Below are 17,027 nucleotides of genomic sequence, written 5' to 3'. Positions count from 1 at the left end.
AAAGTCGACAGACTTTTGCGAAAAGAATGCGCTCCAGCTTTTTGAATTTGCGCGATCCTATTCGAGAACAGCCGCAGCCATGGGCGGGACGCCGCCCGCCGAGGCTGCGCCAGGCGAAGCCTGAAAGCGTTTCGAGAGCGCGTGGCCATAGCCGACGAGCTTCAGTTCCAGCGGGAATAGCAGCAGGCAGAGCAATACGACCGCCGCCAGCAGGGCCAGTTGCGAAACGGCGTCGAGGCCGTTGAAGACGGGGCCGTTGCAGAGCTGTTGCCAAAGATAGATGGAATAGCTGGCGCGGCCGAGATGGGAGAGCGCCCGGTCGGAGAGGATGCTGCGGAACAGGCTTGTCGCCCCCGACAGCAGGACCATGGCCGGGATGGCCACAATATAAAGCAGCCGATAATAGGCGATCAGCTCCGCCCGCGCGGCTTCGTCTTGCCCGAAGGCGGCGACGACGCCGCGCGGCAGGAAGACGATCAGCATCGCCACGATCAGCGCCGGGACGCGAAAGCCCTGCGCCGCCGCGACCACGCGCTCGCCGTGTTTCGCCGCCGCATAGCCGGCGAAGAACAGCGCATAGGCAATGACGAAACCTGTCTTGCCGATCCACCAGACGGTGAAGACGAAAGGCGCCGCGGCGAAGAGCAGGACGGCGGCGGCGATGATCGGCCGGGGCGCTTTGCCGAATTCGAGGTAAGCCAGGGCCACGGGAAAGAGGCAGTAGAATTGCTCCTCGAAGGCGAGGCTCCACGTGTGGCCGACATACCAGTTGCAGGAGACGCCCGGCGCCGTCGTGTCGCACAGATAAAATGCGGCGCTCAGCACGTTTTCGAGAGAAAAGTCGATGTAGCCGGCCGCGCCCAAAGCGAGGCAGAACGCCAGATAGAGCATCAGCGGCGGGACGATGCGGAAGAAGCGGCGCGCATAGAAAGCGGGCGCGGAGAACGCGCCGGAGCTTTCGACCTCGGCGAGGCAGGCGCGGCTGACGACATAGCCGCTGATGAAGAAGAAGATGAAGACGCCGGTCTCGCCATATTGGGAAATAAAGCCGATCGGGCTCGCCTCGTAAAAGGCGCCGATCTCGCGGTTCGCGCCGAGATGATCGAGGAAGACGAGCATGATCGCGAGCACGCGCCAACCGTCGATATAGGCAAGTCTCGTGGCAGGCGCGCGCATGTCTGATCCATAGGCGCCCGGCGGCGCGATTCGGGTGGGCCCGAAAATTTCAGATCATGACGCTAATGTGAAGCCTACGGTTGGACGAGGCGAGGCTCGGAATCCAGGTTAACAAACCCTACGCAGCCGCAGTCATGCCCGCGCTTGTCGCGGGCATCCACGCCAGGACATTACGACGAGCGGGAAGAAGAAGCGGCGTTGTTCCGCTCATGTTCCAGCTTTCCGCGTCGGCGCGGCGTGGATGGCCGCGACAAGCGCGGCCATGACGCTGGAACACATCTGCTCGTTAACCCGAATTCGGAGCCCTGTTGGACGACGCGGGCCCGTCATTGCGAGGAGGCGAAGCCGACGAAGCAATCCACGGCAGCCATCGCGGCCCTGGATTGCTTCGCTTCGCTCGCAATGACGGCCTAAAACCGATCCGCCCGATAGGGCGACGGGTCCGTAAAAGGCGTCTCGCCCGTCATCATCTCCGCGAGCAGCCGCCCGCTGACCGGCCCGAGGGTCAGGCCGTGATGGGCGTGGCCGAAGTCGAACCACAGACCCTTGTGGCGCGGGGCGGGGCCGAGGACCGGGAGCATATCGGGCAGGCAAGGCCGCGCGCCTTTCCACGGGGCCGAATCGAGCGCCTTCCCGAGCGGAAAGAGGCGCCGCGCGATCGGCTCGCACAGCTCGATCTGCACGGGAGTCGGCGGGGCGTCGCGGGCCGCAAATTCCGCGCCGCTCGTCAGCCTTATGCCCTTGGCCATGGGCGCGAGCAGATAGCCGTTATCGGCGTCGAGCACAGGGTGATTGAGCTTGGTGCCTTCTCCCGGCGCGTAGTGCATGTGGTATCCGCGCTTGAAGCCGAAAGGCATATCGTAGCCGAGCGGCTTGAAGATCTGGTCCGACCAGGGGCCGAGCGCCACGACGGCGTCGCTTGCGACGATGCGTCCCTCTGGCCCCGCGACGCTCCAGCGCCCGTCCGCCTCCTGCGTCAAGCTCAAGGCGTCGCCGTGAACGAAACGTCCGCCGCGCGCGAGGAAGAGATCGGCGTAAGCCTTCGCCAGGGCGCCGGGATCGCTCACCGAGGCGGTGTCGAGATAATGCACAGCGCCCGCCACAGGCGCGAGATGCGGCTCGCGTGCGGCGACATCGGTCGAATCCAGGATGTCGATATGGAGGTCATATTCCGCCAGCTTCTCGGCGTCCGCAACGCCGGCCTTGAAGGTCGCTTCACTGCGGAAGAGTTTCATCCATCCGGTGTGGCGCAGCAGTGCGCCCGCGTCGGCCTGCGCAATGAGCGCTTCATGCTCGCTGAGACTGTGCTCGATCAGCGGCAGGCGCGCGGCGATGCTTTTTGCAACGCGCTCAGGCGCGCTCTCGCGCCAATAGCGCAGGAGCCAGGGGCCGACGCTTGGCAGCGCCGTCAAATGGTAATGCGCCTCGGGCAAAAGGTTGAGCGCATATTTGACGAGCCGCGCCGGGTCGCGCGGGAAGACATAGGGAAAGATCGAGGCGCGCTCGATGAGGCCGGCGTTGCCGAAGCTCGTCTCGAGCCCCGCGCCGCGCCGGTCGATCATGACCACCGCGCGCCCGCGCGCCTGTAGGTTCAACGCCGCCGATACGCCGACCATGCCCGCGCCGAGAACGATGACATCCGTGGTCTGCATGCCGCCTCCAGGTTTCTCATATGGTCGCGCGCGCTTTGCAATACAGCCTCGCCGATGCAAGCGCCATGCAACAGGCCGCCCGTTTCGTCAGCCGAAAAACGAGGCGAGATAATAGGCGGCGCCCGCGGCAAGCCCGCCCACAAGGAAGGTCTGAAAGCCCGACTTGAACGGATCGACGCCCGTGAGCTTGCCCTTCACCCCGCCGAAGATGATCAAAGCAAGGCCGGTGAATCCCGCTGAGTAAATGAGCGCCTTTTTGATGTCGCTCTCGATCATGTAAGGCGCGAGCGGGATCAGCCCCCCGACGAAGTAAGCTGCGGCGATGGTTGCGGCGCTGATCGGCGCGCGCTTGGGGTCGGGCTTTTCGAGGCCGAGCTCGAAGCGCATCATGAAATCCACCCAGCGCTTCTTATCCGCCGAAAGCGCTGCGACGACAGTATCGACCTCGGGCTTGCCGAGCCCATATTCGCCGAAAATCTCGCGCAGCTCCCGCTTCTCCTGGTCGGGGAGCTTTTCGACCTCGGCATATTCGCGCTTCTCTTCGGAGTGAAAATGCTCCTGATCGCTGCGCGCGGCGAGGTAGCCGCCCAGCCCCATGGCGGTCGCGCCCGCGACGATCTCGGCGAGGCCTGCCGTCACCACGACGCGGGTGGAGGCGATCGCCGCCGTAATGCCCGCTGCGAGCGCAAAGGGGACCGTAAGGCCGTCCGCCATGCCGATGACGACGTCGCGCACCGTCTCGGAGTTGAGAAAATGCCGCTCGACATGCTCGCCCGACGCGGCTTTCGCGCGATGCCCAAAGAGGATCGTGCGCAGCTCTTCCGTCCCCAACACGCGTTCGAGCTCCACGAAGGCGAAGAAGGGAATGAGCCCGACGCTCGCGATGATCGCCGCCATCAGGATCGCCTGCAGCGAGCCGTCCCCCAGCTTGGGAATGGCCTCCGCGACCGTCTTGTCGTGGAAGAAGACGCCGATCGCCGTTTCCTCAACGACATGGAAGGCGACGAGCAGGACGCCGAAGAGCAGGGATTTGAGGAGCGCGGGGGCGGCGACAGGCGAGTCCTTTTTTGCTTCGCCGAGATGCAGCTTTTGGCCGATGAGGATGATCTTGGCGAGCGCCAGCGCGTTCACGAGCGCCAGACCCTGGTGATAGGTCAGGAGATCCTCGTTGAAAATGAAAGCTCTATGCAACGAGAACAGGGTCAGCAGGACCCAGAGATAAAGAAAGATGACGAGGAGCTGTTTTCCCTCCTCCACGACGCCGGATTTGATCCGCGCTAGACGTTCCTGCTCCATCCTTGGCCTCCCGAGACCCGCCACCGCTCTGCTTGCGGCTCCCATCATAACCGGCTCCATCAGAGCCGTCATCGCGAGGAGCGAAGCGACGACGCGACCCAGAGCCGCGATGGCTGCCCCTGGATTGCTTCGCTACGCTCGCAATGACGGGATGGGCGGTCTGCGAGCCCGAAGGCTCGCGGTCCGAGGCGCTCTTTTGCGCTTTCCGCCGGGCTATGCTAGCGCGAGCCCTCCAATGCGTTCCAGACCTGAGCTGCGCCCATGATCCCTCGCTATTCTAGATCCGAGATGACCACGATCTGGGAGCCGCAGACGCGCTTCCGCATCTGGTTCGAGATCGAGGCCTATGCCTGCGACGCGCTGGCCGAGCTCGGCGTCATCCCCAAGGAAAGCGCCAAGAACATCTGGGACAACGCGGATTTCGTCGAGTTCGACGTCGCCCGCATCGACGAGATCGAGCGCGTGACGAAACATGACGTCATCGCCTTCCTCACGCATCTTGCCGAATTCATCGGTCCGGATTCGCGCTTCGTGCACCAGGGCATGACGTCCTCGGACGTGCTCGACACCTGCCTTGCCGTGCAGCTGTCGCGCGCCGCCGATCTGCTGATTGCCGATGTCGACGCGCTGCTCGCGGCGATCAAGAAGCGCGCTTTCGAGCATAAATTCACGCCGACCATCGGCCGCTCGCACGGCATTCACGCCGAGCCCACGACCTTCGGGCTCAAAATGGCGCAGGCCTATGCGGAGTTCACCCGCGCCCGCGAGCGGCTTGTTCACGCCCGCAAGGAAGTCGCGACCTGCGCCATCTCCGGCGCTATCGGCACTTTCGCCAATATCGACCCGCGCGTCGAAGAATATGTGGCGCACAAGATGGGCCTCGTCGCCGAGCCCGTTTCGACGCAAGTCATTCCGCGCGACCGCCACGCGGCATTCTTTGCGACGCTCGGCGTCGTCGCGTCTTCGGTCGAGCGGCTCGCCATCGAAATCCGCCATTTGCAGCGCACGGAAGTGCTGGAGGCCGAGGAATATTTCTCGGCGGGCCAGAAGGGCTCGTCGGCCATGCCGCATAAGCGCAATCCGGTGCTCACCGAAAATCTCACCGGCCTCGCGCGCCTCGTGCGCGGCATGGCGATTCCGGCCATGGAGAATGTGGCGCTTTGGCACGAGCGCGATATTTCGCATTCCTCCGTCGAGCGCATGATCGGCCCCGACGCGACCGTCACTCTCGACTTCGCGCTGGCGCGGCTCACCAACGTCGTCGAGAATCTTCTCGTTTACCCCGAGAATATGCAGAAGAATTTGGACAAGCTCGGCGGCCTCGTCCATTCGCAGCGCGTGCTGCTCGCTCTGACGCAAAAAGGCGTCTCGCGCGAGGACGCCTACGCCATGGTGCAGCGAAACGCCATGCCGGTCTGGCGCGGCGAGGGCGAGTTCCGCGATCTCCTCGGCAAGGACAAGGATGTGAGCGCCAAACTCTCGGCGGCGGAGTTGGACGAGCTGTTCGACCTCTCGTACCACTTCAAGCATGTGGATACGATCTTCCGCCGGGTCTTCGGGGAGGGCTGAGGCCAGCCTCTCCCTGATAATTAGCCTGCGTGACGCGCTTCATTCCGGACGGGCTGAAAGCCCGCCGGGAATGACATGTCCCCATGCGAGCTATTCAAATGGAAATGGTATCACCCCTCGGCGGGCGCCTTTAGCCGGTCCCTTTGCTTCATCAGCATGGCGGCCGCGTCGATCTCCGTATAGGCGAGCTTTATTTCCAAAGCGAAGGCGACCAGCGCGCCGGTGAAAAGCGTCATGGCGATCATGAAAAGAAGCCCCGCGCCGAATTCGTGGCGAAAGCGGAAAAACGCCGATGCGAAGGCCACGATGACGAGAAAGCTCGTCACCACGCAGCTCGCAACGCCCCAATAGATCGAGCGGTGAATCAGCTCCGCGCGGTCACGCAGGATCGGCAGCTCGAGCTTGCGATGCGCCCGGGCGTGCCCGTCGTCGAGGTCGGCAAGCTCGCGCGCGCGATCCACGATCCGATCCTGCCGTGAGACCAGCACGCCCAATAGCTGCGCCTCGGCGGCGAGCAGAAAGGCTGGGGCGGTCACCTGCGATATCACAATGGAAAGCTGCTCGATGGTCGGCGCGTCGAAAAGCATCGGCGGTCTCGCATGAAAGTTTGCCTGACGCATCTTATAGCGTTTCCTCCGCCGGGAGGATGTCCCGCCTGAGCGGATCGCGGCGGAAGCCGCATTTCTCTTTCAAAGCGCCCGGCAAAGCCTTAAACAGCGCTTCCATGATGTGGCTCATTTTCGCTCTCCTCACCGGCGCCGCGGTTATGGCGGTTCTCCTGCCGCTCGCCATGCGGGGCGACGCGAAAGACGCGGGCGACGCCGATATCGCCTTTTTCGAGGAGCAGCTCGCCGAAATCGCGCGCGAGCGCGCGGAGGGCCGCCTCGACCCCGTCGAAGCCGAGGCCGCGAAGACCGAGGCCGCCCGGCGCCTGCTGCGCGCCGAAGCGGCTCCGAAGGCGAGGGCTCAGGGCTCCCGCAAGGCGGCGCTCGCGGCGGCGCTTGCGGCGATCGTCATTGTCCCGGCGGTCTCGGTGCCGCTTTATTTGCGCCTGGGCAAAGTCGAGATGCCCGACATGCCGCTGACGGCGCGGCTCGACTCCCAGCCCGACAGGGGCGATCTCGCCGGCGCCGTCGCCCGCATCGAGCAGCATTTACGCGAGCATCCCGAGGATGGCCGCGGCTTCGAGGTGGTGGCGCCCTATTACCTGCGCTCCGGGCGGGGCGAGGAGGCGATCGACGCTTATTCCAAGGCTTTGATGCTGCTCGGGGCCACGGCGGAGCGCCACGCCAATTTGGGCCAGGCCCGCATGATCGTCGCCGAAGGCAAGGTGACGCCGCCGGCGCGGCAGGATTTCGAGGCGGCGCTGGCGCTCGACCCGGGCAATGTGATGGCCGCCTATTATCTCGCCGTCGGCGCAGAGCAGGCGGGCGAGAAGGACAAGGCCGTCGGGATTTTTGAGAAGCTCGAAGCCGAAGCCTCGGCGGACGCGTCCTATCTTCCGGTCGTGAAGCGCCGGCTGGCGGCGTTGCGGGGCGAAAACACGCAAGAGCGGCCGCCCTTCGCGCAGGGGCCCGCGAGCGATCAGGGCAGGGCCATCGCCGCCATGCCGGCCGACGAACGCGCGGCGACGATCAAGGGCATGGTCGACAAGCTTGCATCGCGGCTGGAAAGCAAAGGCGACGACGTCGAAGGCTGGCTGCGGCTCATCCGCGCTTATAGCGTGCTGTCGGAGCCCGAAAAGGCGAAAAAGGCTGTCGAGGAGGCCCGCAAGGCGCTCGCCGGCAAACTTGATGAGGTCGCCCGCATCGAGGCGCTGGCGAAGGAATTGAACATCGGGGGGTGAGAATGCGGCCCACGCCAGATTGTGGCAGGACGCGCGGCCCCCTCCCTGTCCCTCCCCCGCTGCGCGGGAGAGGGGACGCTCACGAGCGGCGTGAGCGGCTGCATCGATGAAGGCCCTGGCCCGACTCCCTCTCCCGCGTAGCGGGGGAGGGCTGGGGAGGGGGCAAAACGGCGGAACAGACATGACGCGCAAAGGCAAGAGACTGACGCTGATCATCGGGGCGCTGGCGGTTTTGGGCCTTGCGGCGGGTCTGATGCTTTTCGCTCTGCGCGACAATATCGTCTTCTTCTACACGCCTTCGGAGCTGGCCCAGAAGCAGGTTGCGCCCGGCGCGCGGCTGCGCATCGGCGGGCTCGTCAAGGAGGGGAGCGTCGTTAAGAACGGCAAGGACGTGGCCTTCACCGTCACGGATAAAACCAAGGACCTTGCCGTGGCCTATACGGGCCTCTTGCCCGATCTCTTCCGCGAGGGGCAAGGCGTCGTCGTCGACGGGCTGTTGCAGCCCGATGGCAAATTCAAAGCCGACAGCGTGCTCGCCAAGCATGACGAGCGCTACATGCCACGCGACGTCGCGGACAAGCTGAAACAGCAGGGCGTGTGGCAGGGAGAGAAGAAGTGAAGCATCCGGCGCCCTTCCCCTCTCCCGCAAGCGGGAGCGGGTGGCCCTCGCGTCAGCGAGGGCCGGGTGAAGGCGCTCATCCGTCACCGCTTCGCGGCGACACCTTCTCCCGCAGGCGGGAGAAGGAGGAGACACCCCAATGATCGTCGAAACCGGACATTACGCGCTCATTCTCGCGCTCGCCCTGGCGCTGCTGCAATTCGTCATTCCCTCCGCCGGCGCGCGGCTGAACGATCCTTCGCTGATGCGCGTCGCGCGGCCGGCGGCGATTGCACAGTTCCTCTTCGTCGCCTTCGCCTATGGCGCGCTGACTTACGCCCATGTCGTTTCCGACTTCTCGCTCGTCAACGTCATCGAGAATTCGCACTCGCTGAAGCCCTTCGTCTATAAAATCTCCGGCGTGTGGGGGAATCACGAAGGCTCCATGCTGCTGTGGGTGCTGGTCCTTTCCTTCTGCGGCGCGCTCGTTGCGATTTTCTCGTCCGCCGTGCCGGATAGGCTGCGCGCCGACGCGCTTTCCGTTCAGGGCCTGCTCGGCGCGGCCTTTCTGCTGTTCATCCTGCTGACCTCCAATCCCTTCGCGCGCGTCGATCAGCCGCCGTGGGAGGGACGCGATCTCAATCCGATCCTGCAGGACCCCGGCCTCGCGATCCATCCGCCGCTGCTGTATCTGGGCTACGTTGGTTTCTCGATCGTCTTCTCCTTCGCCGCCGCCGCGCTGATCGGCGGCCGCATCGACGCGGCCTGGGCGCGTTTCGCCCGGCCCTGGACGCTCTTCGCCTGGACCGCGCTGACGCTCGGCATCGCCATGGGCTCCTACTGGGCCTATTACACCCTCGGCTGGGGCGGTTTCTGGTTCTGGGATCCGGTCGAGAACGCGTCGCTCATGCCCTGGCTCGCGGGCACGGCGCTCCTGCACAGCGCCGCTGTGATGGAGAAGCGCGAGGCGCTCAAGGTCTGGACGATCTTCCTCTCCATTCTGGCATTCTCGCTCTCGCTGCTCGGCACCTTCCTCGTGCGCTCTGGCGTGCTCACCTCGGTGCACGCCTTCGCCAGCGATCCTGAGCGCGGCGTCTTCATTCTCGGGATTCTGGTTTTCTTCATCGGCGGCGCTCTGGCGCTCTTCGCCTTGCGGGCGGCGTCGCTCCCTGTCGGCGGCGTCTTTGCGCCGATCTCGCGCGAGGGCGCGCTGGTGGTGAACAACCTCCTGCTCTCTGCGAGCTGCGCGACGGTCGTCATCGGCACCCTTTATCCGCTGGCGCTCGAGGCGCTTACCGGCGAGAAGATTTCAGTCGGCCCGCCTTTCTTCAACACGGTTCTCATCCCGATCGCGCTACCGCTCGGGCTGCTCATGCCCATCGGCCAGATGCTCGCCTGGAAGCGCGGCGACTTGCCGGCGGCGCTGCAGCGCCTTCGCGCAGCCTTCGCCGTGGGCGTGCTGGCGGCGGCGGCGCTCGGCGCCCTCTATGGAACGCCTTTCCTGTCCATCATTTCGGGGGGTATCGCGGTCTATCTCGTCGTCGGCGCGGTAAGCGATATCGCCCAGCGCGCGACCTTCCGCGCGTCCTCGACGGGCGCTGTGTTCGCGCGCCTGCGCGGCCTGCCGCTCTCGGCCTGGGGCACGTCGTTCTCACACGCCGGCATGGGACTGACGCTGCTCGGCCTAGCTGCGACCGGCTGGGGCGTCGAGACCATCGTCGCCATGAAACCCGGCGATTATTACGATGTGGGGCCCTATAAGCTCGGCATAGAAGAAATCTCGCCGCGCAACGGCCCGAACTATTCCGAAACCTACGCCGTGATGGCGGTGCGCTCGGGGGCCGAGACTGTGGCCAAGATCGAACCTGCCAAGCGCTTCTATCAGGCTCGCAAGATGCAGCGCTCCGAGGCCGGCATTGTCACGCTGGGCCTCGGGCAGATCTACGCCGCGATCGGAGACTCGCATGAGGACGGGACGATCGACGCCCGGCTCTATTGGAAGCCCTTCGTCACGCTGATCTGGATCGGCGCGCTGGTGATGGCCTTTGGCGGCGGCTTGTCGCTCGCCGACCGGCGGCTGCGGATCGGCGTGGCTCGGCGGGCGAGCGCGGTCGCGATGCCGGAGGCTGCGGAATGATGTGGAAGGCCCCCTCCCTGTCCCTCCCCCACTGCCGCGGGAGAGGGGACGCTCACGATCGGCGTGAGCTGATCTCGCGCGGCGACGGCAATCTGGCCCCCTCTCCCGCCGGAGGGCGTCTTGCAAGACGCCCGTCTTTCGACGGGCTATGGCGGGGGAGGGCTGGGGTGGGGGCCGTAGCAATGATAGCTTTGCTCTTCATCACCCCCGCCCACGCCGTCACCCCCGGCGAAATGCTCCCAGATCCGGCCATGGAGGCCCGCGCCCGAGCCATCACCAGCGAGCTGCGCTGCCTCGTCTGCCAAAATCAGTCGGTCGACGATTCCGACGCCTCCCTAGCGAAGGATCTGCGCGTGCTCGTGCGCGAGAAGCTGAAGGACGGTCTGAGCGACGCGGAGGTGAAGGAGTATGTCCATTCGCGCTATGGCGACTTCGTTCTGCTGCGGCCGCCGCTGAAGCTGGAGACGATCCTGCTTTGGACCGCGCCGCTCCTCGCGCTGCTCGCCGGCGCCGCGGCCGTCTGGATCGCCTCGCGCCGACGGGCGCCCGCGAGTTCCATAGAGCTTACGGCGGAGGAGCGCGCGCGGCTCGAGGCCTTGGGGCTTTCCGACACGCAAGGCCCTGATCAATCAATGTGACGTCGAGGTTGTTTTCAACCGCTTTTAATCCGACGCCCGGTCGAGGCGTCGAAGGCTTATTATTAGGTAAGCGCACGGCTTCGCTTTACTTTCTGCTCGGCCATATGGTCAAAATGGCTGGCTACGCCGCCGCGGAACGATGAGCGGCGACTTTTTTATGCGCGCGTTCGTTTTTTGTTTTTTGATGTCAACTGCGCGCGCTCTGAGTCGTTCATCGTAAGTGCGCGAGACGCTGGCGCTTTGTGCATCTTTCTAGTTGTTTCGGAGAAATGCTTATGTCCGACAAGTTGAAGCAAGCAATGTTGCAACCGGCGGGGCCAACCGACATTTTTGGCGTCGCCTATCTCCAGCTTTGCCAGATCTCCTACGCGCTCCCCTCATCCATCCCGTACCTCGTCAATAACAAGATGCCGCCGTTCAGCGCCGACGGCCGCTGGGAATGCGTTTGGGGCCCGGCGGAAAGCGACGATTTGGCGAACCTCGTGTTCGTCGCGGCCTATTATGACGGCCCGGGCCTGCCGCCGACTTTCGCCGCGGTCGTCACCCGCGGCACGGATGTCGACGTCGATGATTTTTGGGGCGTCCTGCAGCAGGCCTTCGAGGATTTTTACGTCATCTTCCAGAGCACGCCGCCGTGGTTGCCCGCCGATAGCCCGGCGCTCGTGGCCGACGGAACGCTTTACGCGCTGGAGACGATCCAGGGCTTCACCTCCAATGGGGTGTCGCTTTCCGCGTTCCTGGCCGATTTCCTCCAGTCGCCGCAGAATGACAACCCGGTTCTCGTGTGCACGGGCCATAGTCTCGGCGGATGCGTCACCACCGTGCTGGCGCCTTGGCTGCAAGCCTCGCTCGCCGCTGTCGGCGTCACCAACCCGATCGTTCCGGCGACCTTCGCGGCCCTTACGGCGGGCAATAGCGCCTTTGCCGATTATTACACATCGACCTTCAGCTATTGCCCCCGCTACTACAACACGCTGGACGTCGCGCCGCTCGCCTGGGGCAATTTGGACGCCGTCTCGACCATCTATGAGCCCTGCGGCATCCCGATCCCGGACGCAGCCTATATCGCCCTCGTCCTATGGCAGGACTCGCTGCTGCTCGAAGGCGCAAGCTATTTGCAGCAGCAAGCCAATAACGCCCCGCTACCGGGCACATGCTTCGAGCTCTATCCGGCGGACTGGTACACGCAGGCCTACATGCAGCACCATACCGGAACCTATATGCGCCTGCTCGGGGGAACCTCGATCGACATCGGTCCAAGCCTGGCCGCGCGAAGCCGGCCGAAACGGCGCGTCTCCCGTTACCGCCTGCTGTCGCAGGTGAGGAGCCGCGAGAACTTGCTGCTGAAGTCTAAGAAGGCTTAAGTCCACTCAGGCGCGGGGGGACGCCCCCGCGCCCCCTATCCAATTCCGCTGGGCTGCAATATAGGGGGCGGCAGCGTTGTCGAGCCGCCGGCGCGGCGTCACCTGAAAGAGCGGACCATGGCCGAACATTCCACGCCCCACTTCCACAATACGCCCGGCGTTGCCCAGATTCGCGTAGGGGCGAAGGAATTCATGTGCATCGGCGCGCTGCCGCCGTTCGACCATCCGCATGTCTATATCGATATGGGCGCCGATACGCAGGCGGTCTGCCCCTATTGTTCGACGCTTTACGTCTACGACGCCTCGCTTCACGGCGGCGCCGATCCGGCGGAATGCGTCTATCACGATCAAGCCGCCGACGCGGCCTGACAATTTTCGGTGACCGCCCTGGGGGCTCCTTCCGCCATGGCCAACCACGCCGATCGCGAAAACGAGCTTAGCCGGAAAGCGCGCCCATGAGCGCCCCCATCGTCATCGCCGGCGCTGGCGTCGGCGGCCTCACGGCGGCGCTGTCCCTGGCCCGCGCGGGAAAGCGCGCGCTCGTGTTGGAGCGCGCGCCCAGGATCGAGGAGGTCGGGGCCGGTTTCCAGATCGCCCCCAACGCCGGACGGATTCTGGCGGGCCTCGGCCTCGAAGAGGCGCTGGCCGCCGTCGCCCTGGAGCCGCAAGCCATCAATATCCGGCGGGGACGCGACGGCGCCGTTCTCGCCAAGCTCGATCTCTCAGATTCCCGCGCCCGCTGGGGCGCGCCGTTCCGGGTCTATCACCGCGCCGATCTTCAGCAGGTTCTGCTGCAGGCGGCGCTCGCCCATGAGGCGATCGAGGTTCGCGCGGGCGCGCGGGTGGGCAATTTCGAAGCGCGTGGGGGCGGCGTCTGCTTGCGCGTCCACGCCGGCGACGGCGTCGAGGAAATCGAGGGCGCCGGCCTCGTCGGCGCCGATGGGCTGCGCTCGGCGGTGCGCGGGCGCCTTCTGCCCACCGAAAAAGACGCGCCTGTCTATTCCGGCCTCACCGCCTGGCGCGCGCTCGTGCCGGCGGAGCTGGCGCCTGCCGTCTTTCGCGCCCGCGAGAGCAATTTGTGGATGCTGCCAGGCGCCCATGTCGTGCATTATCCGCTGCGCGACGCAAGCATCATCAATGTCGTCGTGATCGTCGCCGAACCGCCGCGCCAGAGCGAGGGCGCCTCGATCCTCTCTCTCGATGGGGCGCAGCTCGCCCGCGCGCTCGAGCGTCTGCGTCCCGCCGCGGAGTTGCGGGCGCTGATCGAGGCGGGCGCGTCCTGGCGGCATTGGCCGCTTTTCGGCCGCCCGCCGCTCGAAAACTGGAGCCAGGGCGCCGTGACGCTGCTGGGCGACGCCGCCCATCCCATGCTGCCCTTCCTGGCGCAGGGCGCGGCTCAGGCGATCGAAGACGCCGAGGCTTTGGGCCGCGCCTTTCTGCAGCTCGGCGCGACCGCCGAGACGGCCTTTGCAGCTTATGAAAAGGCCCGAATCCCTCGCGCCTCGCAAATCGTTCGGGCCTCGCGCCGGCAGGGCGATTATTTCCACCTCGCCGGTCCGACGGCGCTGGCGCGCGATCTTGCGATCCGGGCGCTGGGCGGGCGCGGCATGCTCGCCCGCAACGCCTGGCTCTACCGCCAGCCCTGAGAACCCCGTTCGTGAGGACTGCCCGCCTATCAGAGTGTTGCGCAACGGCTACGCCTGCCAAGATGCTGACGCTTTAGCGTGGCAGAGAGTGACAAGCGGGGCCGGGGCTTGTTAAAGAACTATCAAGAAGCGTGTTGTGAGGGCTGTTTTCGTTGCGATTCGGAGTCGTCAAAATTTGGGGCGCGGCAGCCGTCGCCGCTTGGTCCTGCGCCGGCGGCGCCGGAGCGGCGGAACTGATTCCCCCGCCCAAGACAGACGCAAATGGCTGGATCGTCACGGTGAGCGTCATCGGCGCGATATCGCCGAGCTTTCCGGGCTCTGGCCAGGTCCGCCCCTATCCCTTCCCGGCGGTCGCTGTGCGCCGGGTCGGCGAGGCCGAGACCTTCTCCACGCCGGATGAGGGCTTCGGCTTCCCCGTCGTCGATCTGGATTATGTGCGCGCCGGTCCGGTCGCGAACTTCGTCTTCCAGCGCGGCCAGCGCGACGGGCTTTTCGGTCTGCATCGCGTCGCTTTGACCCATGAGGTGGGCGGCTTCGTCGAGCTTCATCCCTTCGACCATTTCCGCATGCGCGCGGAGATGCGGCAGGGAATCGACGGGCACAAGGGCTTTGTGGCGGCCCTCTACGCGGACGCCTATGAGTCGGTCGGCCCCTTCCGCTTCTCCGTGGGGCCTCGACTCAATTTCGGCGACAATTCCTATGCGAACGCCTATTTCTCGGTGACGCCCTTCGAGGCGCTGCTGAACGGGCGCCTCACCCCCTATACGGCGACCGGCGGCTTCACCGCAGCCGGCGGCATGGCGACGGCGCGCTATACGCTCAACGACAAGGTGAGCGTATCGATCTATGGCGGCGGTCAGCGGTTGCTCGGCAGCGTGGGTTCGAGCCCGATCCCCAATTTGATCGGCTCGCGCAATCAGTTCAACGCTGGTCTCGCACTCAATTACTCTTTCATCGTCCATAATCCGTTTCAGTAATCGGCGCTCATCTCGTTGATTTCATCGCGCTCTTGTCGGGCGCGCTGATCTCGCGACGGCGGCGCCGGCCCCTTTTTGGCCGCGTCTCGGCCACAGGGATTGTCCGCGCGCTCGCCTGTTAACCTGCGGGCGGCCTTTGTATTTACTGAGACGAACAACAAGTTGAAAAAGGCGAGGCGCGGTCGGGCGGCGGTGCAACGGCGCGTCAGAACTTCATGATTAGAATCAGCGGTCTATGTTGATCTCGCGAATTTTAGGCATTCCGGTTTGGAAAAATTATACTTAACTATCGCCCGGACAATTCTAAACGTCTTCGCCTAAAATGCGCATGAATTACTTTCAGGGACAGCAAAAGAAGAAACCTATTCTCGTCTCGTTACAGGAGACGGGAAATGGTTGGGTTTATCGGCAAATCGGTCATGGCGCTCGGAATGGCTGGGACGGCGCTTGTCGCGGTCGTGGCGACGAGCTTCGCCGGGCCGGATGTGTCGAGCTTCGCTATGCTTGGTCCGGAGACCAGCATCCCCTATGGCTGGGTCGATTTCTGTCAGCGCTATCGCGGCGAATGTCAGACCGATTACCGTACGCCTCAGGACATCGATCTCACCGCCGCCAACTTCAACAAGATCGCCCGCATCAATCTCTGGGTGAATAAGAATATCACCCCCATTGCCGATAACGAGCATTGGGGCCTGGTGGACGCCTGGGATTATCCGACCGACGGCAAGGGCGATTGCGAAGATTACGCCCTTTTGAAGAGGCGCATGCTGATCGAAGAAGGCTTCCCGAGGGAAGCGCTGCTCCTGACCGTGGTCAAGGAGAAGAACGGCGACGGCCATTCGGTCCTGACCATTCGCACAAATCGCGGCGAATTCATTCTCGACAATCTCGCCGACCAGGTGCGGCCCTGGACCAAGGCGCCCTATCGTTTCGTCAAGCGCCAGTCCCAGCAGGACCCGAATATCTGGGTCGCCATCGGCGCGCCGACATCCGCTCCGGCCTATGTGTCGAACGGACCGTGAGGAATCACTCGTCGCGGAACGGTTTGTAGTGTCGGTGGCGCCGGTGCGCGGGAATGGCGGTCTGCCACTTCGCGTCGGGATGCGGACGCACGATGGTGGGCTGGCCGCCCGCCCGCGCATTGGACGGCGCCGTCTGCATGGTCCCGTGAGGCAGGGCGTTGCCCGACGAGGGCGCCAGAACGGTGGGGTTGATTGCCTGCTGGGCGCGCGCGGCGTGGCCCGCGGAAAAGCAGACCACTATGGGAATGGCCAAAAATGCGCACAGCCGTCTCTGAAATTTAATGAGCATGGCGAGGCTCCTTCGGGCGCGCCTCTATGGATAGCACTGAAATCCCCCTTGCGCCATTTGGCTGCGCGGCGCCGGCGCGGCAGGCCCGTAAACCATAAGTTAAGGTCTTCCTAACGCGCATCTTGGCAAAGCCGCCGCAACTGTTAAAAATTCCTTAACAGTCAGTTGATGCTTAGGGTTGCGTTAAGATGTATGTCGCGCGTCGCATCCTGCAGGGTTTCGTTCTCGCCTTTGCCGCGCTGAGCCTCTCGGTCTCCGCCGCGCATGCCGGCGCCCGTTTGCCGGTGTCGAGTTTCTCGCCGCTTGGCCCGGAGACGAGCGTTCCCTTTGGATGGTTCGACTTTTGCCAACGCTATAGCGGCGAATGCGACGACGGGCCCCGACCGGCGCAGACCATCGAGCTGACGGCGGGCGCCTATCGCAAGATCGAAGGCGTCAATGCGCTGGTGAATAATCAGATCGAGCCCGTTTCCGACCCCCAGCACGCCGGCGTTCCCGACGCTTGGGACTATCCCGAGGACGGCAAGGGCGATTGCGAGGATTACGCGCTGATGAAGCGCCGCCTGCTGATGCGCGCTGGGTTTCCACGCGGCGCGCTGCTGCTCGCTGTGGTGAAGGACGAGCATGGCGACGGCCATTCGGTGCTCATGGTCCGCACCAGCCGTGGCGATTTCGTGCTCGATAATCTCGCCGACGAGGTGACGCCCTGGGCGCAAACGCCCTACCGCTTCGTCAAGCGCCAGTCGCAGGAAAATCAGAACGTCTGGGTTGCCGTCGGCGCGCCGACGAGCGCGCCGATGTATGTGGCGAAGTAACG

16 protein-coding genes are annotated in these 17,027 nt (G+C 64.6%); 11 read left to right on the top strand and 5 right to left on the bottom strand.

What is annotated here, in order from left to right:
• Positions 1-57 precede the first annotated feature (57 nt).
• The 3 genes from OGR47_RS17280 to OGR47_RS17270 form a co-directional block, all read right to left on the bottom strand.
• Positions 58-1,176 (bottom strand): acyltransferase family protein, encoded by a 1,119-nt coding sequence (locus OGR47_RS17280; RefSeq protein ID WP_165052122.1) that lies wholly within the window; start codon positions 1,174-1,176, stop codon positions 58-60.
• Between the two features lie 410 nt (positions 1,177-1,586).
• Positions 1,587-2,828, bottom strand: coding sequence for an NAD(P)/FAD-dependent oxidoreductase (locus OGR47_RS17275; protein ID WP_165052124.1), 1,242 nt, complete (start codon positions 2,826-2,828; stop codon positions 1,587-1,589).
• Between the two features lie 87 nt (positions 2,829-2,915).
• A complete protein-coding gene (locus OGR47_RS17270; protein WP_246729697.1) occupies positions 2,916-3,542 on the bottom strand; it encodes a VIT1/CCC1 transporter family protein in 627 nt (208 codons plus the stop codon).
• A gap of 843 nt (positions 3,543-4,385) precedes the next feature.
• Between OGR47_RS17270 and purB the strand changes: the two genes are divergently transcribed.
• Entirely contained in the window at positions 4,386-5,693 is a 1,308-nt protein-coding gene (gene purB, locus OGR47_RS17265; protein WP_165052127.1) for an adenylosuccinate lyase, read from the top strand.
• A gap of 110 nt (positions 5,694-5,803) precedes the next feature.
• Here purB and OGR47_RS17260 read toward each other — a convergent pair whose 3' ends face one another.
• Entirely contained in the window at positions 5,804-6,313 is a 510-nt protein-coding gene (locus tag OGR47_RS17260; protein ID WP_246729690.1) for a DUF2721 domain-containing protein, read from the bottom strand.
• A 104-nt stretch (positions 6,314-6,417) separates the two neighbouring features.
• On the opposite strand from OGR47_RS17260, the gene ccmI reads away from it, so the two are divergent.
• The 9 genes from ccmI (at position 6,418) to OGR47_RS17215 (ending at position 15,921) form a co-directional block, all read left to right on the top strand.
• A complete protein-coding gene (gene ccmI, locus OGR47_RS17255; RefSeq protein ID WP_165052129.1) occupies positions 6,418-7,539 on the top strand; it encodes a c-type cytochrome biogenesis protein CcmI in 1,122 nt (373 codons plus the stop codon).
• A gap of 181 nt (positions 7,540-7,720) precedes the next feature.
• Complete coding sequence (ccmE, locus tag OGR47_RS17250; RefSeq protein ID WP_165052131.1) at positions 7,721-8,158, top strand: cytochrome c maturation protein CcmE; 438 nt, start codon at positions 7,721-7,723, stop codon at positions 8,156-8,158.
• Between the two features lie 139 nt (positions 8,159-8,297).
• The gene (locus OGR47_RS17245) at positions 8,298-10,274 is read left to right on the top strand and encodes a heme lyase CcmF/NrfE family subunit (RefSeq protein WP_165052133.1); all 1,977 of its coding nucleotides are present in this window, start codon (positions 8,298-8,300) and stop codon (positions 10,272-10,274) included.
• Positions 10,275-10,456: 182 nt separating this feature from the next.
• Positions 10,457-10,912 (top strand): cytochrome c-type biogenesis protein, encoded by a 456-nt coding sequence (locus OGR47_RS17240; RefSeq protein WP_165052135.1) that lies wholly within the window; start codon positions 10,457-10,459, stop codon positions 10,910-10,912.
• 275 nt (positions 10,913-11,187) lie between these two features.
• The gene (locus OGR47_RS17235; RefSeq protein ID WP_165052138.1) at positions 11,188-12,276 is read left to right on the top strand and encodes a lipase family protein; all 1,089 of its coding nucleotides are present in this window, start codon (positions 11,188-11,190) and stop codon (positions 12,274-12,276) included.
• A gap of 117 nt (positions 12,277-12,393) precedes the next feature.
• A complete protein-coding gene (locus OGR47_RS17230) occupies positions 12,394-12,645 on the top strand; it encodes a zinc-finger domain-containing protein (RefSeq protein ID WP_165052140.1) in 252 nt (83 codons plus the stop codon).
• 86 nt (positions 12,646-12,731) lie between these two features.
• Positions 12,732-13,922, top strand: coding sequence for an FAD-dependent monooxygenase (locus OGR47_RS17225; protein WP_165052142.1), 1,191 nt, complete (start codon positions 12,732-12,734; stop codon positions 13,920-13,922).
• Between the two features lie 152 nt (positions 13,923-14,074).
• Positions 14,075-14,899: a MipA/OmpV family protein gene (locus OGR47_RS17220; protein WP_246729691.1), complete on the top strand. Its 825-nt coding sequence runs from the start codon at positions 14,075-14,077 to the stop codon at positions 14,897-14,899.
• Positions 14,900-15,291: 392 nt separating this feature from the next.
• Positions 15,292-15,921 (top strand): transglutaminase-like cysteine peptidase, encoded by a 630-nt coding sequence (locus OGR47_RS17215; protein WP_165052144.1) that lies wholly within the window; start codon positions 15,292-15,294, stop codon positions 15,919-15,921.
• A 4-nt stretch (positions 15,922-15,925) separates the two neighbouring features.
• Here OGR47_RS17215 and OGR47_RS17210 read toward each other — a convergent pair whose 3' ends face one another.
• Entirely contained in the window at positions 15,926-16,210 is a 285-nt protein-coding gene (locus OGR47_RS17210) for a hypothetical protein (protein ID WP_165052146.1), read from the bottom strand.
• 188 nt (positions 16,211-16,398) lie between these two features.
• Between OGR47_RS17210 and OGR47_RS17205 the strand changes: the two genes are divergently transcribed.
• Complete coding sequence (locus tag OGR47_RS17205) at positions 16,399-17,025, top strand: transglutaminase-like cysteine peptidase (protein WP_165052148.1); 627 nt, start codon at positions 16,399-16,401, stop codon at positions 17,023-17,025.
• The last annotated feature ends 2 nt before the right edge of the window (positions 17,026-17,027 follow it).

It is taken from the genome of Methylocystis sp. MJC1 (assembly GCF_026427715.1).
GTDB lineage: Bacteria > Pseudomonadota > Alphaproteobacteria > Rhizobiales > Beijerinckiaceae > Methylocystis.
This window is presented reverse-complemented; position numbering and strand designations above follow the sequence as displayed.

Bases quoted from the DNA above. Each gene is read 5' to 3' on its own strand.
- OGR47_RS17280 (WP_165052122.1), bottom strand. From the start codon at position 1,176: ATGCGCGCGCCTGCCACGAGACTTGCCTATATCGACGGTTGGCGCGTG.
- OGR47_RS17275 (WP_165052124.1), bottom strand. From the start codon at position 2,828: ATGCAGACCACGGATGTCATCGTTCTCGGCGCGGGCATGGTCGGCGTA.
- OGR47_RS17270 (WP_246729697.1), bottom strand. From the start codon at position 3,542: ATGGCGGACGGCCTTACGGTCCCCTTTGCGCTCGCAGCGGGCATTACG.
- purB (WP_165052127.1), top strand. From the start codon at position 4,386: ATGATCCCTCGCTATTCTAGATCCGAGATGACCACGATCTGGGAGCCG.
- OGR47_RS17260 (WP_246729690.1), bottom strand. From the start codon at position 6,313: ATGCGTCAGGCAAACTTTCATGCGAGACCGCCGATGCTTTTCGACGCG.
- ccmI (WP_165052129.1), top strand. From the start codon at position 6,418: ATGATGTGGCTCATTTTCGCTCTCCTCACCGGCGCCGCGGTTATGGCG.
- ccmE (WP_165052131.1), top strand. From the start codon at position 7,721: ATGACGCGCAAAGGCAAGAGACTGACGCTGATCATCGGGGCGCTGGCG.
- OGR47_RS17245 (WP_165052133.1), top strand. From the start codon at position 8,298: ATGATCGTCGAAACCGGACATTACGCGCTCATTCTCGCGCTCGCCCTG.
- OGR47_RS17240 (WP_165052135.1), top strand. From the start codon at position 10,457: ATGATAGCTTTGCTCTTCATCACCCCCGCCCACGCCGTCACCCCCGGC.
- OGR47_RS17235 (WP_165052138.1), top strand. From the start codon at position 11,188: ATGTCCGACAAGTTGAAGCAAGCAATGTTGCAACCGGCGGGGCCAACC.
- OGR47_RS17230 (WP_165052140.1), top strand. From the start codon at position 12,394: ATGGCCGAACATTCCACGCCCCACTTCCACAATACGCCCGGCGTTGCC.
- OGR47_RS17225 (WP_165052142.1), top strand. From the start codon at position 12,732: ATGAGCGCCCCCATCGTCATCGCCGGCGCTGGCGTCGGCGGCCTCACG.
- OGR47_RS17215 (WP_165052144.1), top strand. From the start codon at position 15,292: ATGGTTGGGTTTATCGGCAAATCGGTCATGGCGCTCGGAATGGCTGGG.
- OGR47_RS17210 (WP_165052146.1), bottom strand. From the start codon at position 16,210: ATGCTCATTAAATTTCAGAGACGGCTGTGCGCATTTTTGGCCATTCCC.
- OGR47_RS17205 (WP_165052148.1), top strand. From the start codon at position 16,399: ATGTATGTCGCGCGTCGCATCCTGCAGGGTTTCGTTCTCGCCTTTGCC.